General features: G+C 69.7%; 12 protein-coding genes. 5 read left to right on the forward strand and 7 right to left on the reverse strand.

Going from position 1 to position 14814, the window contains the following annotated elements:
* Positions 1-71: 71 nt before the first annotated feature.
* The 7 genes from MUN74_RS08290 to MUN74_RS08320 all read right to left on the reverse strand — a co-directional run bounded on the left by MUN74_RS08290 (position 72) and on the right by MUN74_RS08320 (position 7924).
* On the reverse strand, positions 72-1253 hold the full coding sequence (locus MUN74_RS08290) for a glycine C-acetyltransferase (protein ID WP_244856014.1): 1182 nt from the start codon (positions 1251-1253) through the stop codon (positions 72-74).
* A gap of 15 nt (positions 1254-1268) precedes the next feature.
* A complete protein-coding gene (tdh, locus tag MUN74_RS08295; RefSeq protein WP_244856015.1) occupies positions 1269-2312 on the reverse strand; it encodes an L-threonine 3-dehydrogenase in 1044 nt (347 codons plus the stop codon).
* 127 nt (positions 2313-2439) lie between these two features.
* The gene (locus MUN74_RS08300) at positions 2440-3630 is read right to left on the reverse strand and encodes a Gfo/Idh/MocA family protein (RefSeq protein WP_244856016.1); all 1191 of its coding nucleotides are present in this window, start codon (positions 3628-3630) and stop codon (positions 2440-2442) included.
* A 40-nt stretch (positions 3631-3670) separates the two neighbouring features.
* Positions 3671-4771 carry a LacI family DNA-binding transcriptional regulator gene (locus MUN74_RS08305; protein WP_244856017.1) on the reverse strand — a complete coding sequence of 367 codons (1101 nt, stop codon included), beginning with the start codon at positions 4769-4771 and terminating at the stop codon, positions 3671-3673.
* Positions 4772-4775: 4 nt separating this feature from the next.
* Positions 4776-5678 (reverse strand): carbohydrate ABC transporter permease, encoded by a 903-nt coding sequence (locus MUN74_RS08310; RefSeq protein ID WP_244856018.1) that lies wholly within the window; start codon positions 5676-5678, stop codon positions 4776-4778.
* Positions 5671-6645, reverse strand: coding sequence for a carbohydrate ABC transporter permease (locus tag MUN74_RS08315; protein ID WP_244856019.1), 975 nt, complete (start codon positions 6643-6645; stop codon positions 5671-5673). Before MUN74_RS08315 ends, MUN74_RS08310 begins: the two co-directional genes overlap by 8 nt.
* A gap of 4 nt (positions 6646-6649) precedes the next feature.
* Positions 6650-7924: an ABC transporter substrate-binding protein gene (locus MUN74_RS08320; protein ID WP_244856020.1), complete on the reverse strand. Its 1275-nt coding sequence runs from the start codon at positions 7922-7924 to the stop codon at positions 6650-6652.
* A gap of 275 nt (positions 7925-8199) precedes the next feature.
* Between MUN74_RS08320 and MUN74_RS08325 the strand changes: the two genes are divergently transcribed.
* From MUN74_RS08325 to MUN74_RS08345, 5 genes are all read left to right on the forward strand, one after another.
* Positions 8200-9459: an MFS transporter gene (locus tag MUN74_RS08325; protein ID WP_244856021.1), complete on the forward strand. Its 1260-nt coding sequence runs from the start codon at positions 8200-8202 to the stop codon at positions 9457-9459.
* 70 nt (positions 9460-9529) lie between these two features.
* Positions 9530-10084, forward strand: coding sequence for a dihydrofolate reductase family protein (locus tag MUN74_RS08330; protein WP_244856022.1), 555 nt, complete (start codon positions 9530-9532; stop codon positions 10082-10084).
* Positions 10085-10132: 48 nt separating this feature from the next.
* Positions 10133-10828 (forward strand): endonuclease NucS, encoded by a 696-nt coding sequence (nucS, locus tag MUN74_RS08335; RefSeq protein WP_244856023.1) that lies wholly within the window; start codon positions 10133-10135, stop codon positions 10826-10828.
* A gap of 83 nt (positions 10829-10911) precedes the next feature.
* Positions 10912-11583: an HAD hydrolase-like protein gene (locus MUN74_RS08340; protein ID WP_244856024.1), complete on the forward strand. Its 672-nt coding sequence runs from the start codon at positions 10912-10914 to the stop codon at positions 11581-11583.
* A gap of 322 nt (positions 11584-11905) precedes the next feature.
* The gene (locus MUN74_RS08345; protein ID WP_244856025.1) at positions 11906-14677 is read left to right on the forward strand and encodes an immune inhibitor A domain-containing protein; all 2772 of its coding nucleotides are present in this window, start codon (positions 11906-11908) and stop codon (positions 14675-14677) included.
* Positions 14678-14814 lie beyond the last annotated feature (137 nt).

A 14814-nucleotide genomic window follows, 5' to 3' on the forward strand; every position in this document is an offset into this window, starting at 1 on the left:
CTCGCGGCACACGCTACGCGCGCGGCGTGTACCGCGGCGACCCCAGTTCGGGCGGTAGCGGGGGTGGCCGTCTACGCCGCGACGGCGTCGCGCGCCTCGGAGAATGCGGCGACGCAGCGACGGATCTCGTCCTCCGAGTGCGCGGCCGAGAGCTGCACGCGGATGCGGGCGGCGCCCTTCGGCACGACCGGGTACGAGAAGGCCGTGACGTAGACCCCGCGCTCCTGGAGCGCGTCGGCGATGCGCGCGGTGAGCGCGGCGTCGCCGAACATCACGGGCACGATGGGGTGCTCGCCGGGCAGCAGCTCGAAGCCCGCGGCATCCATCAACTCTCTGAACAGGGCCGCGTTCGCCTGCAGCCGTTCGCGCAGCTCGCCCGAGGAGGCGAGCAGCGACAGCGCCTCGATCGTGCCGGCGACGATCGCGGGCGCGAGGGTGTTCGAGAACAGGTACGGCCGCGCGCGCTGGCGCAGCAGGTCGACGATCTCCTGGCGGGCGGCGACGTAGCCGCCCGATGCCCCGCCGAGCGCCTTGCCGAACGTGCCGGTCGTGATGTCGACGCGGCCCTCGACGCCGCAGTACTCGGGGGTGCCGCGACCGTTCGCGCCGACGAAGCCGACCGCGTGCGAGTCGTCGACGAAGACGAGCGCGCCGTAGCGGTCGGCGAGGTCGCAGATCTCGCGCAGCGGTGCGATGTAACCGTCCATCGAGAACACGCCGTCGGTGACGATCACCTTCCGGCGGGCATCGGATGCCTCGACGAGGCGAGCCTCGAGGTCGGCCAGGTCGCGGTTCTTGTAGCGGAACCGCCGCGCCTTCGAGAGGCGGATGCCGTCGATGATCGACGCGTGGTTGAGCTCGTCGGAGATGATCGCGTCGTCGGGCCCGAACAGGGTCTCGAAGACGCCGCCGTTCGCGTCGAAGCACGACGAGAACAGGATGGTGTCGTCGTATCCGAGGAACTCCGACACCCGCCGCTCGAGCTCGAGGTGCTGCTCCTGCGTGCCGCAGATGAAGCGCACGCTCGCCATGCCGTAGCCCCACTCGTCGAGCCCGCGGTGCGCGGCCGCGACGATGCGGGGGTCGTCGGCGAGGCCGAGGTAGTTGTTCGCGCAGAAGTTCAGCACCTCGCGGCCCGCGACGTCGATCGCCGACGACTGCGGGCCCTGGATGCCGCGCTCGCGCTTCGTGAGCCCGGCGGCCTCGATCTCATCGAGCTCGGCGCGCAGCTGCGCCTTCACGTCTCCGTACATCGGATGCTCCGTTTCTCAGACCTGGGTCCAGTCGAGGATGACCTTGCCGACGCCGCCCGAGGCGGCCACGTCGAAGGCCTCGCGCCAGTCGCGCGCGGCGAACCGGTCGCTGATGATGGATGCCACGCGCGAGCGCAGCTCGCTCGAGGTCTGCAGCATCGCCGACATCGAGTTCCAGGTCTCGAACATCTCGCGGCCGTAGATGCCCTTGAGCGTGAGCATGTGGGTGACGACCTTGCCCCAGTCGATCGCGTACGGCTCGCTCGGAAGGCCCAGCATCGCGATGCGGCCGCCGTGGTTCATGTTCTCGATCATCTCGGGCAGCGCCTTCGGCGACCCGCTCATCTCGAAGCCGACGTCGAAGCCCTCGCGCATGCCGAGCCGCTGCTGCACGTCGCGCACCCGCTCCTGCGAGACGTCGACGACGGCGTCCGCGCCCATCTCCAGCGCGAGCGCGAGACGCGACGGCGAGACATCCGAGGCGACGATGAACCGCGCGCCGACGTGCCGGGCGACCGCGATCGACATGAGCCCGATCGGCCCGCACCCGGTGACCAGCACGTCCTCACCGACGACCGAGAAGGCGAGCGCCGTGTGCACCGCGTTGCCGAACGGGTCGAAGATCGCGCCGACCTCGGGGTCGACGGGCGAGTGGTGCACCCAGACGTTCTCGCCGGGAATCACGACGTACTCGGCGAACGCGCCGTCGCGGTGCAGGCCCACGCCCTGCGTGCGGATGCACATCTGGCGGCGGCCGGCCCGGCAGTTGCGACACATGCCGCAGACGACGTGCCCTTCACCCGACACGTGATCGCCGACGGCGACGTCGTGCACGAGCGAGCCCACCTCGACGACCTCGCCATAGAACTCGTGACCCGGGATGAGCGGGGTGCGGATCTCGGACGCGGCCCAGTCGTCCCACTTCTCGATGTGCAGGTCGGTGCCGCAGATGCCGGTGCGCAGGACGCGGATCTTGACGTCGGCGGGGCCCGGCTCGGGCTCGGGCCGTTCGACGAACTCGAAACCGGCGCCGGGGGCGGCTTTGTAGAGGGCCTTCATCGCTCGAGAAACTCCGTTGTTCGGCGCACGAACCGCTGGGTGCGGCGGCTCATGCGAATGGTCCGGTGGGTGCGCCGGATGACTCAGCCATCGTACCGGCGCGGGCGGTCGTCGGCAGCGGGATGCCTCAGGCCGGCGTCGCGGCAGGCTCGACCTGCCCGGCCTCGAAATAGGCGACGAGCGCGGGGTCGAGCGGCGGCACCTCGAGGGTCTCGCCGGAGCCGCGCAGCGACTCGGTCGCCCGGATGCCGACCGCGACCGCCTCGCGCGCGGCGACGGGCGACGTCTCGGTGAGGCCGCCGTCGCGCACGAACCGCAGGAACTCGGCAACGAGCAGCGCGTCGGCGCCGTCGTGCCCGACGTCCTCGGGCGACTCGGGCACGATGAACGTCTCGTCGGCGGGCGCCGCACCCTGGTGGCGCCGGTTCCACAGGCCGACCTCGGAGCCCGACACGTCGCCGAAGTTCTCGATGCGCCCCTCGGTGCCGATCACGGTGTAGTTGCGCCAGTAGTCGGGCGTGAAGTGGCACTGCTGGTAGCTCGCGAGCACGCCGTTGCCGAGGCGCATGTTCACCATCGAGATGTCCTCGACGTCGATGACCGGGTTGAGGCCCGTCTGCGCGGTCGGCGGCCAGTTGTCGAGGCTGAACCAGTCGCGCATGCGCTCGCCCGAGCGGTCGCGGCGGTCGTCGATGTCGCCGTAGACGCTGAGCGACCCCATCGCCTGCACGTCGGTCGTGTACGCACCCGCGAGCCAGTGGATGACGTCGAGGTCGTGCGCGCCCTTCTGCAGCAGCAGGCCCGTCGTCTTCTCGCGCTCGGCGTGCCAGTCCTTGAAGTAGAAGTCGCCGCCGTTGCCGACGAAGTGGCGGCACCAGATCGCCTTCACCTCGCCGATGCGCCCCTCGAGGATGAGCCGACGCATGAGCAGCACGACCGACATGTGGCGCATGTTGTGGCCGACGTAGAGCCGGGTGCCCGTTCGGCGTGCGGTCTCGAGGATCGCGTCGGCGTCTTCGACCGTGACGGCGAGCGGTTTCTCGCAGAAGACCGGCACGCCCGCCTCGAGCGCGGCGATCGCGACGGGCGCGTGCTGGTGGTCGGGCGTCAGCACCATGACGGCGTCGACGCCGCTCGCGAGCAACTCGTCGATCGACGAGGTCACGGATGCCTCGGGCAGTGCCGCACGCGCCTCCTCGCGCGAGCGCTCGGAGAGGTCGCAGACGGCGGTCACGCGCGAGCCGCGGCCGGGGCGGTGCGCCTCCTTGGCGAGGGTCGAGCGCGCGCCGAAGCCGACGATGCCGATGTTCAGATCCACGGGGTGGTGCTCCTTCAGAGGTGTCCTGCATCCGCAGGGATTACGGCGTGCGCGCGCCGCGGGGCGGCGCGTCGAGATCGGTCGAGCCGCCCGGGACGAGCGACCAGGGGAATTCGTGCAGGCGGGGCTCGCTCGCACCCGAGTCGAGGGCTCGGGCGACGATGATCTCGGCCTGCCGGCGGTAGAAGTCGGTCGGGCCGACGGTGGTCAGCGTCGGTGCGATCGACTGGGCGTCGGGCGTGTTGCCCACGCCGATCACGGCGACGTCGTGCGGAACCCTGAGGCCGAGCATGTGCGCCGCGTTGATCGCGGCGATCGCCGCGAAGTCGGTCGTCGCGTAGATCGCGGTCGGCCGGTCGTCGCGCGAGAGCAGGGCGACGGCCGCCGCGAAGGCGCTGGCCTGCGTGTTCGCGTACGTCGCAGTGTGCTCGGGCAGGATCGGCAGGCCGCGCTGGCGCATCCGCTCGAGATACGGGGTGTACCTCGAGCGCTCGGGTGCTTTCACGGCGTCGCCGGCCGCGAGGCATCCGATCGCGGTGTGCCGCTCGAGCAGGTGGTCCATCGCCAGGTAGCAACCCGGGATCGCGTCGGACCGGATCACGTCGTAGCCGTCGGGCTCGAGCGTCTCGCTGAAGACCACGAGCCGCTGGCCGCGCTCGGCGAGCGCGAGCAGCTTTCGCCGCACCTCGTCGCTGCCGACGGCGGCGTCGAGGTAGGCGACGTCGCTCTCGACCCGGTCGAGCGCCGCATACCAGTCGCCGTCGGCGAGGATGAGCGTGGTCAGCCCGTGCCGGTTCGCCTCCTCGTTGACGGCCGCGGCGACGGCGAGCGACCACGGGTCGCTCAGCATGTGCAGCGAGAGCTGCACGGTGTCGCTGCGGCCGGTCCGCATGGTGCGGGCGGCGCGGTTCGGCCGGTAGTTGAGCTGTTCGGCCGCGTCGAGCACGCGCTTGGCCGTGGCGTCGGCGACCCCGGACCCGCCGCCCGAGCGCCCGGAGAACACGTACGACACCGTCGCCGTCGAGACGCCTGCGAGCTCGGCGACCATCCGCAGCGTGGGGCGGCGGCGCGCGTGGTTGCCGCCGGCCGGACCACCGTGAGCGCCGTGCGCCGTCGAGCCCCCAGCATTCGACCGCACCATCACGTCACCCCTTCGTCCCAGAGAAGGCGATGCCCTGGATGAACTGCTTCTGCAGGATCATGAACGTGACCAGCATGGGCAGCGTCGCCAGCAGGGCGCCCGCCATCAGCACAGGGTAGTCAGTGCCGTGGAGGCCGACGAGCTGCGACAGGCCCACCGAGAGCGGCATCTTCTCGGGGTCGGTCGTGACGACGAGGGGCCACAGCAGGTCGTTCCACGACCACAGCACCGTGAAGACGGTGAGTGCGACGATGCCGGGCTTCGCGAGCGGCACCATCACCCGCCAGAAGGTCTGCCACGGGTTCGCCCCGTCGATGCGAGCGGCCTCCTCGAGCTCGGCGGGCATCGACATGAAGAACTGCCGCATCAGGAAGGTGCCGAACGCACTGAAGATACCGGGCACGATGAGCGCCTGGAGCGTGTTGAGCCAGCCGAGGTTCTGGATGATCTCGTACTGCGGCAGCAGGTAGAGCTGCGACGGCACCATCAGCACCGACAGGAACAGGACGAAGACGATGTTGCGCCCGCGGAACGGGATGCGCGCGAAAGCGTAGCCCGCCATCGTGCAGAGCACGACCTGGCCGACGGTCCGACCGACGGTCAGCAGCACGGAGTTGAGGAACATCTGCCCGAACGGCATCGACTCGAAGACCTCGGCGAAGTTCGTCCACACCCACGGGTCGGGGAAGACCACCGGCGGCACCTGCACCGAGGCCTGGAACGTCTTGAACGCCGTGAGCGTCTGCCAGACGAACGGGAAGATCATGAGCACCGCGCCGCCGGCGAGCAACAGGTGCACGAGCCAGTGGCCCTGCGTGCGCCTGCGCCCGGTGCGGGCCTGCCGAGGGGCGGATGCCTCGGCGGGAGCCCCGGTCATCGCACGGGTGTCGAGGGAGAGGTCACTCATAGTGCACCCACTTCTTCTGCAGCCGGAACTGCACGACCGTCAGCACGAGGATGATGAGCAGCAGGAGGAACGCGATCGCCGCGGCATAGCCCTGCTGGTTGTCGAGGAAGCCCGCCTCGTAGAAGAGGTAGACGATCGTGCGCGTGCTCGGCATCGCCGGGTTCGATCGGCCGAGCATCATGTAGATGAGGTCGAAGACCTGCAGGGCGCCGATGACGCTGATGACACTCACGAAGAAGATGCTCGGGCTGAGCAGCGGGATCGTGATCGAGAAGAACTTGCGGATCGGGCCTGCGCCGTCGAGGTCGGCCGCCTCCATGATCGTGTCGGGGATGCCCTGGAGCCCCGCGAGGAAGATCACGATGTTGGTGCCGAGACCGGCCCAGATGCCGACGACCGCGATGGCGACGAGCGCCGTGTTCGGGTCGGTGAGCCAGCTCTTGCCCTCGATGCCGACCGCGGCGAGCGCCGCGTTCAGCACGCCGTAGTCGCCGTTGTAGATCATGCGCCAGACGAGCGCGATGGCGGCCGGCATCGTGACGACGGGAATGAAGTAGAGGGTCCGGTAGACCCCCCGGCCGCGAAGCCCGGTGGTGTTGAGCAGCGCCGCGATCGCGATCGCGATCGGGATGCCGATGAGGGCGATCACGGTGTAGACGGCGGTGTTGCGGAGCGCCTCGATGAGCTCCGGGTCCTGGAAGAGGCGTACGTAATTGTCGAGGCCGACGAATTCCGAGCCGCCGAAGGGGCCCGACTCGGTGAACGACATCAGGAAGGTCCGCACCGTCGGCCACAGGTAGAAGGCGAGGAGGCCGGCAGCGGTGGGCCCGATGAAGAGCAGCGCCCACCACGGCGACTGGCCGGGCCCGCGCCCGCGGCGCCGCCCCCGGCCGGGAGCGGCCGCGGGCCGCTCCCGGTCGAGCTCGGAGATCGGCGCGCTCGTGCGCTGCGCGATCAGATCGGACATGGCGTTACTCCGACTCCGCGTCCAGCGCCGCCTGCATCTGCTCGGCGAGCTGCTGGAGGCCGTCCTCCGGCGAGACCGAGCCGGCCCAGACCTGCGAGAGGACCTCGCTCTCGATCGACGTCCACGCCGAGGTGTTCTTCGAGACGGGGTAGGCGACGGCCGTGTCGAGCGCATCGATGTAGACCTGCAGGTCGTACTGCGGGAGCGCGTCGACCCAGGCCTGCTGGGTGCCGTTGAAGGCCGGGATGACGGTGCCGGTCTCGGCCTGGATCTCAGCTGCCTGCTGCGAGCTCGCGAAGGCGGCGAACTGCTTCGCGACGTCGACGTGCTCGCTCTTCGCGTTCGCGACGTTGCCGATGCCGTGGATGACGCTCTGGTTGCCCGCGGCTCCCGCGGCGAGCGGCGCGACGTCGACCTTGTCGGCGATGTCGGCGTTGTCGGCGTAGGCGACGGCGGCCCACGAGCCGTTCTGGAACATCGCGACCTTGCCCGAGAGGAAGAAGTCCTCGGGGTTCGTGTCGGTCATCTGCTGCGCCGTCGGCGAGGAACCGGCCTGGATGAGGTCGGTCCAGAGCTCGATGCCCGCGAGCGCCTCGGGCGAGGCGTAGCCCGACTCGGTGTCGTCGGCGCTGATGACCTCGCCGCCGGCCTGGGCGATCGAGTTGTAGAAGTTCTCCTGGCCGTACTGGCTCGCGGCGATGCCGTACTGCCCCTTGGCGGGGTCGGTCAGCTTCGCGGCCGCGGCCTTGAGATCGTCCCAGGTCCAGCCGGCCTCGGGGTAGGCGACGCCGGCCGCATCGAAGAGCTCCTTGTTGTACCAGAGCGCGACGGTGTCGAAGTCCTTCGGCGCACCGTACAGGGCGCCATCGTACGTGTAGAGGTCGATGAGGCCCTGCGGGTAGTCCGCGTCGTCGATGCCCTGGTCGTCGAGCGGCGCGAGCACGCCGTTCGACGCGTAGAGCTGGAAGTTCGGGCCGTTCATCCAGAACACGTCGGGCGCGGAGCCGCCGGAGACCGAGGTCTGGAGCTTCGTGAAGTACTCCTTGTACGGCGTCAGCTGGATGTCGACCGTCACGTTCGGGTGTTCCTCCGTGAAGGCCGCGGCGATGTCCTCCATCGCCGGCTGCTGGTTCTCGTCCCAGATGCCGTACGTGATGGTGACGTCCTCGCCGTCGCCTCCGCTCGAACCCGAGCCGCTGCAGGCGCTCATCGCGAGCGCGGCGGTCGCGGCCACGGCGAGTGCGGCGGCACTTCGTCGGGTGATTGCGCTTCGAAGCATCGATCCTCCTTTGGATCTGTCTCTCTTGGTGAGGGCGCGGTGCGTGCCCGCAGGATGTTAATCGTTTAGCTAAACGATTAACACGAGACTGTATCGGGGTGGATGCGGCCGTGCAAGCAGAATTCGACATCCAGGACGTTCGGCTCGAGTGACCGCACCCCCGCTTCACTGCCGCGCGAAGCGCGGCTTGCGGCGGCGCAGGGGCCCGGATAGAGTGCGATCGAATCGATTCGATCGCACGCCGCACCCGGCACCGACCCATCCAGAAGAGCCGCATGACCGAGACCCATCGCCCCAGCCAGACCGCACCCCGACCCGCCCGCGAGCTCGTCGCCTGGCGCAACGCGATCTTCGCGATCTTCTTCCTCTCGGGCCTCGCCATGGCGAGCTGGGTCGCGCGCATCCCGGCGATCCGCGACGACACCGGGCTCACGACGCAGGGCGTCGGCCTCGTCATCCTCGGCTCGTCGGTCGGCGCCGTCGCCGGGCTCGTCGCCGCACCGTGGCTGCTCGCCCGCCTCGGCGCACGCCTCGGCATGATCGGCGCACTCATCACCGTCTCGGTCGGGCTCGTGTTCACCGGCGTCGGCGGCTCGGAGCTGCTGCCGTCGGTGCCCCTCGTCGTGATCGGTCTCGTGCTCTTCGGCTTCGGCAACGGCACGGTCGACGTGATGATGAACGTCGAGGGCGCCGAGGCCGAGCGCGAGATCGGCCGCACCGTCATGCCGATGATGCACGCCTTCTTCTCGTTCGGCACGGTCGCGGGCGCCGGCATCGCCGCCGCGGCGTCCTCACTCGACGTACCCGTCTCCTGGCACCTCGGCGTCATGGCGCTCGGCATCGCCGCCGGCATCGTCGTGGCCGTGCGCTACGTGCCGCTGCGTGCCGAGGTCGGCGACGACACGCACACCGACGCACCCCGCCCGCCGTGGCGCGAGCGGCTCAAGGCGAACCTCGCCGTCTGGGGCGATGTGCGACTGCTGCTCATCGGCGTCATCATGCTCGGCATGTCGTTCGCCGAGGGCTCGGCCAACGACTGGCTCGCGCTCGCGACCGTCGACGGCCACGGATTCGACGCGACCACGGGCGCCCTCATGTTCGGCGTCTTCACCGTGTCGATCACGGCCGGCCGCGTGGTCGGCGGGCCCGTCCTCGATCGGTTCGGCCGCGTGCCCGTGCTGCGCACGCTCGCCGTCGTCGGCATCGCCGGGCTCTCGCTCTTCATCTTCGGCACCGAGACCTGGATGCTCGTCGTCGGCACCGTGCTCTGGGGCGTCGGCTCGTCGCTCGGGTTCCCCGTCGGCATGTCGGCCGCCGCCGACCACCCGACCGACTCGGCGGCCCGCGTCAGCGCCGTCGCGATCATCGGCTACTGCGCGTTCCTCGCCGGTCCGCCGCTGCTCGGCTTCATCGGGCAGCACTTCGGCATCCTCAACGCGCTGCTCGTCATCCTCGTGCTGCTCGTGCTCTCGTTCCTCGCGGCACCCGCCGCTCGCGAGAACGCCCGCCCCGCGGCACCCGCACCGACCGCCTGACCGGCCGAACCGCTGGCGGAATCCCGCCCAGCGGGGCACCATGGGCCACGGGAAGACCAGGAGGTCCCGCATGGCCAGGCTCATCTACTCCACCAGTTGCTCGCTCGACGGCTACATCGCCGACGAAGGCGGCCGCTTCGACTGGAGCGTGCCGAGCGACGAGGTGCACTCGTTCATCAACGACCGCATGCGCGGCATCGGCACGCACCTCTACGGCCGGCGTCTCTACGAGGTGATGGCGTTCTGGCACGGGGTCGACCTGGCCGAACTGCCGCCCGTGCAGGCCGACTTCGCGGAGATCTGGCGCAGGGGCGACAAGGTGGTCTACTCGACGACGCTCGCCGAGCCGACGACGCCGCGCACCCGGATCGAGCGGCGGTTCGACGCCGACGAGGTGCGGGCGCTCGTCGCGGCATCCGACGCCGATGTGCTCGTCGGCGGGGCGACGCTCGCGGCCGAGGCCTTCGCGGCAGGCCTCGTCGACGACGTCGAGCTGTACCTCGTGCCCGAGATCGTCGGCGGCGGCACCCCCGCGCTCCCCCATGGCGTGCGCCAGTCGCTCGAGCTCGCCGACACGCGACGCTTCGACAACGGCACGGTGCTCGTGGCGTACCGCCGGGCCTGACGCGGGCCGGCCACCCGTCCGACCCGGCGCCACCGGTAAACTCGTCGGGTGCGTCTCGTCATCGCCCGCTGCTCCGTCGACTACGCGGGGCGGCTGCAAGCCCATCTGCCGCTCGCGACCCGGCTGCTCATGGTCAAGGGCGACGGCAGCCTGCTGGTGCACTCCGACGGCGGCAGCTACAAGCCGCTCAACTGGATGAGCCCGCCGTGCACGCTCGAGACGGCCGAGCCCGACGACGAGCAGCGCGAGGCCGGCGTCAGCGAGCTGTGGACGGTCACGCACAAGAAGACCGCCGACCGGCTGATCGTGTCGATCCACGAGGTGCTGCACGACTCGGCCCACGACCTCGGCATCGACCCCGGCCTCCAGAAGGACGGCGTCGAGGCGCACCTGCAGAAGCTCCTGGCCGAGCAGATCGAACTGCTGGGCGACGGCCACCGTCTCGTGCGCCGCGAATACATGACGGCGATCGGGCCGGTCGACATCCTGGCGACGGATGCCTCGGGCGCGAGCGTCGCGGTCGAGCTGAAGCGTCGCGGCGACATCGACGGCGTCGAGCAGCTCACGCGCTACCTCGAGCTCATGAACCGCGACCCGCTGCTCGCGCCCGTGACGGGCGTCTTCGCCGCGCAGGAGATCAAGCCGCAGGCGCGCACCCTCGCCGAGGACCGCGGCATCCGCTGCCTCGTGCTCGACTACGACGCGATGCGGGGCGTCGACGACGGGCACTCGCGACTCTTCTGATCGGCGTCGTGAATGGGTCAACTGACCCAGTTTCTGGGCGAACCCTGAGCAACACTCGCATTCGGGCACCCTAGGATGTCACGGTGACCTCCCCCAGCACACTCACCCGCACCTGGTCGGCAGTGCTCTTCGACCTCGACGGCACCATCATCGACTCCGCCGCCGACATCACCGCATCGCTCGCCCACACGTTCTCCACGCTCGGCCTGCCCGTTCCCGACGACGCGACGCTGCGCTCGTACGTGGGCCCGCCGCTCACCGACGTCTTCGCCGCCGGCCACGGCCTCGAGGACGCGCTGGCCGACGAAGCCGTCGCGACCTACCGCGCGCACTACGCCGACCACGTGCTCTCGTCGCCCGTGTTCCCCGGAGTGCGCGGCCTGCTCGAGCGACTGCATGCCGCGGGCATCCCCATCGCCCTGGCGACCTCGAAGCCCGAGCCGACCGCGCGCGCCGTGCTCGACAACGCGGGACTCACCGAGTTCTTCACGGTCATCACCGGCGCCACGACCGACGGCACCCGAGGCACGAAGGCGCAGGTCGTCGCCGAGGCGCTGCGCCGCCTGCAGGACGACGGCATCGACACCGAGCACGCGGTCATGGTCGGCGACCGCAGCCACGACACGATCGGGGCGCTCGCGAACGGCGTGCCGACGATCCTCGTCGAGTGGGGCTACGGCTCGCCCGCCGAAGCCGACGACGCGCTCGCGATCGTGCACTCCACCGACCAGCTGCGCGGGCTGCTCATCGGCTGACGGCGCCGGGCCGCTCACCGGCCTTGCCCCGGACGTCGCCGACCGGCACCGACCGACCGGAAGGTCGGAGTGTATTCGACGACTCTCCTCGGCGGAAGCGATCACGGACATCGTGATCTGATCGCCGCCGACGACGCTACAGATGGGCGGGAGTTCTCCACAGATCTGATTCAGGTCTTCCATAGGGAGGTCCGTTAAGGGCAGGATTCCGATTACGTCCGTCTACCGACGGGCGCCGTGTGTGCCGAGGCGGTCACCCGCCGCTGCGGCACTCGAAGGGAGAAGCATGTCTGGAAACTCCACTCGCGCGCGCAGGCGCGTGGTGGCGACGACTTCCGTGCTTGCGCTCGCGGCCGCCGGTTTGGCGACCTTCGGCGCAGTGCCCGCGAATGCGACGCCATCACAGCCCTCCGCGCCGGTGATCGGCGCCGACGAGTACTACATGAACTACGTCGCGCCCCGGTTCGAGTCCGAACTCGGCACCGACGACGAAGCGGTCGTCGACGTGCACGGCAACAAGACCGGCACGCCGAGCGGCGAAACGGCGCTCGAACTCGCCAAGTCGGTCGACCAGAAGTTCGCGCAGGGCAACCCCAACGCCGCGCGACAGCTGGCGAAGACCGAGGCCAAGGCTCAGAAGACGGGCAAGAGCCCGAAGAGCCTGAAGAAGGCCAAGAGCCAGCAGGAGGCGAAGCTCCTCACGATCCTCGTCGAGTTCGGCGGATCCGAGGACTTCAGCGACGTCTACGTGCCGACCGAGTTCGGCGCCACCACCTGCAAGCCGGGTGCTCCGCAGTCCGGACCGCTGCACAACAACATCCCCGACCCCGCTTCGTACGACCTCGAAGACAACAACTCGATGTGGGTGCCCGACTTCTCGAGCGAGCACTACAACAAGATGCTCTTCAGCGACGAGGGCATCACCGAGCGCGTCCGCACCGACCTGACGGGCCCCGACGGCAAGCCGGGCTTCGACATCTCGGGCTACACGATGAAGAACATGTACGAGGAGATGTCGCGCGGCGCCTACACGGTGCACGGCGCGGCGACCCCGTGGGTCACGGTTCCGCACTCCGAGGCGTACTACGGCGCGACCGTCTGCCACCTCAACGAAGAGGGCGAGTACGAGGCCGGTCCCATGCAGGACCAGCAGGGCTACCCGACCAACAAGCTCGGCCCGGGCCAGCTCCCCATCGACGCGGTCGCGGCACTCGCTGCCGCGCAGCCCGACTTCCCGTGGGCTGACTACGACGTCGAGGACCAGGGCGACCGCGACGGCGACGGCAACGTCAACGAGCCCGACGGCGTGATCGACCACGTCGTGCTCGTGCACGCCGGCGAGGACAAGTCCGGTGGCGGCGGCGCCGAGGGCACCTACGCGATCTGGGCGCACTCCTCGTCGGTCGTCGGCGGCGCGAAGATCCCCGGCACCGACCTCCAGCTGTCGAACTACATCGTCCAGCCCGAGGACTCGGGTGTCGGCGTGTTCGCGCACGAGTACGGCCACGACCTCGGCCTGCCCGACCTCTACGACACCTCGAACGCCGCGTCGAGCGACGTCGACTTCTGGGACCTCATGAGCTCGGGCTCGCACTCGGGCCCGATCTTCCAGTCGATGCCGACCCACATGGGCCTCTGGGACAAGTGGGTGCTCGGCTGGGCCGACCCCAAGGTCGTGAAGCCCGGTGACGACGAGACCACCATCAAGGTGGGCCAGACCTCGCGCCCCGCGAAGGGCACGGAAGACGGCATCAAGGTCGACCTTCCCGACAAGGTCGTGACCCTCGCCACGCCGCACAGCGGCGACGACATGTGGTACACCGGCGCCGACTACGCGTGGGCCGACCTGCGCCTCAGCCGCACGGTCGACGTACCTGCCGCCGACGACGCGAAGTTCTGGATGTGGAACAACTACGTCATCGAGGAAGACTGGGACTTCGGCTTCGTCGAGGTCTCGACCGACGGCGGCACCACCTGGACCGAGCAGAAGGTCTACAACGAGGCCGGCACGCTCGTCTCGACGAACGACGGCTACTCCGACCCGAACGGTCGCATGACCGACTTCGGCGGCAAGAAGTACGGCCTCACCGGCTCGACCGACGGCTGGCGTCACGACTACGTCGACCTGTCGGCATACAAGGGCTCCACCGTGCAGGTGCGCCTGCGCATGGCGACCGACGAGGCGTTCCAGGAGCGCGGCTGGTTCAGCGACGACTTCGCGGTCACGGGTGGCGGCGCCACCACGTGGAGCGACGACGTCGAGAACGGCGACAACGGCTGGACGACCGAGGCGACGACGTTCGTCGACGGTTCGGGCCCCGGCTGGCGTCACGACTCGGGCACCTCGGTCAAGGCGCAGTACTACCTGGTCGAGTGGCGCAACTTCGACGGCTTCGACGAGGGTCTGAAGTACGGCTACAACAGCATCTACCAGGATGGTGCCTGGAAGGTCGCGAAGCTCGCCTACAACGCCCCCGGCGCACTCGTCTGGTACCGCGACACGACGTACGGCAACACCAACATGCCGATCGCGAACGAGTCGGCGCTGCCGAGCTACGGCGCCAAGGGCGGTCTGCTCATCGTCGACAGCCACTTCAACCCGCTGCAGCGTGACGCGTCGACCGCTCCGGTCGACAAGACCCGCCTCAAGGTGATGGCGTCGCGAGCGCAGTCGTCGAACGCGGCCTTCGGCCTCGAGAAGACGCAGCCGTTCACCGAGTGCGTCGCCGACGCGGCGTTCACGGAGTACTGCACCGACATCCCCGCGCTCGACCCGGTGAGCACCTTCACCGACGACCGCGGCTGGGTGCCGGGCTTCGCGCTCGACGAGGCGACCGGTGGCCTGTACTACCGCGACCGCGACGCCTCGACCGTCGTGCCGTCAGTCGGCAACGCCCAGTACAGCACCCCGCTGTACGACCTCCAGGGCAACCGCCTCCCCGCCTACGACGGCGAGGACATCGGTCTCGGCCCGTTCGGCTCGGGCAACCCGGCCGACGACGGCGTGGGCTACGGCACCGTCATCCAGGTCAAGAAGGCCTTCAAGGGCAACACCGCGGCGCTCATCCGCGTCGTGCCCCCGGCGGCCGGCTGACCGCAGCACCTTCGCAACACCGACGAGGCGTCGGCCCCTCCGGGGGTCGGCGCCTCGCCGCGTCTCAGGGTCGGCGCGACGAGACGGGCTTCAGGTGCCGGCGGATGACGAGCACGACACCGAGCACGCGGGGCACG

This window comes from Agromyces sp. H17E-10 (assembly GCF_022919715.1).
In the GTDB taxonomy this organism is placed as follows: Bacteria; Actinomycetota; Actinomycetes; order Actinomycetales; family Microbacteriaceae; genus Agromyces.

Bases quoted from the DNA above. Each gene is read 5' to 3' on its own strand.
- MUN74_RS08320 (WP_244856020.1), bottom strand. From the start codon at position 7,924: ATGCTTCGAAGCGCAATCACCCGACGAAGTGCCGCCGCACTCGCCGTG.
- MUN74_RS08290 (WP_244856014.1), bottom strand. From the start codon at position 1,253: ATGTACGGAGACGTGAAGGCGCAGCTGCGCGCCGAGCTCGATGAGATC.
- MUN74_RS08315 (WP_244856019.1), bottom strand. From the start codon at position 6,645: ATGTCCGATCTGATCGCGCAGCGCACGAGCGCGCCGATCTCCGAGCTC.
- MUN74_RS08325 (WP_244856021.1), top strand. From the start codon at position 8,200: ATGACCGAGACCCATCGCCCCAGCCAGACCGCACCCCGACCCGCCCGC.
- MUN74_RS08310 (WP_244856018.1), bottom strand. From the start codon at position 5,678: ATGAGTGACCTCTCCCTCGACACCCGTGCGATGACCGGGGCTCCCGCC.
- MUN74_RS08305 (WP_244856017.1), bottom strand. From the start codon at position 4,771: ATGGTGCGGTCGAATGCTGGGGGCTCGACGGCGCACGGCGCTCACGGT.
- tdh (WP_244856015.1), bottom strand. From the start codon at position 2,312: ATGAAGGCCCTCTACAAAGCCGCCCCCGGCGCCGGTTTCGAGTTCGTC.
- MUN74_RS08330 (WP_244856022.1), top strand. From the start codon at position 9,530: ATGGCCAGGCTCATCTACTCCACCAGTTGCTCGCTCGACGGCTACATC.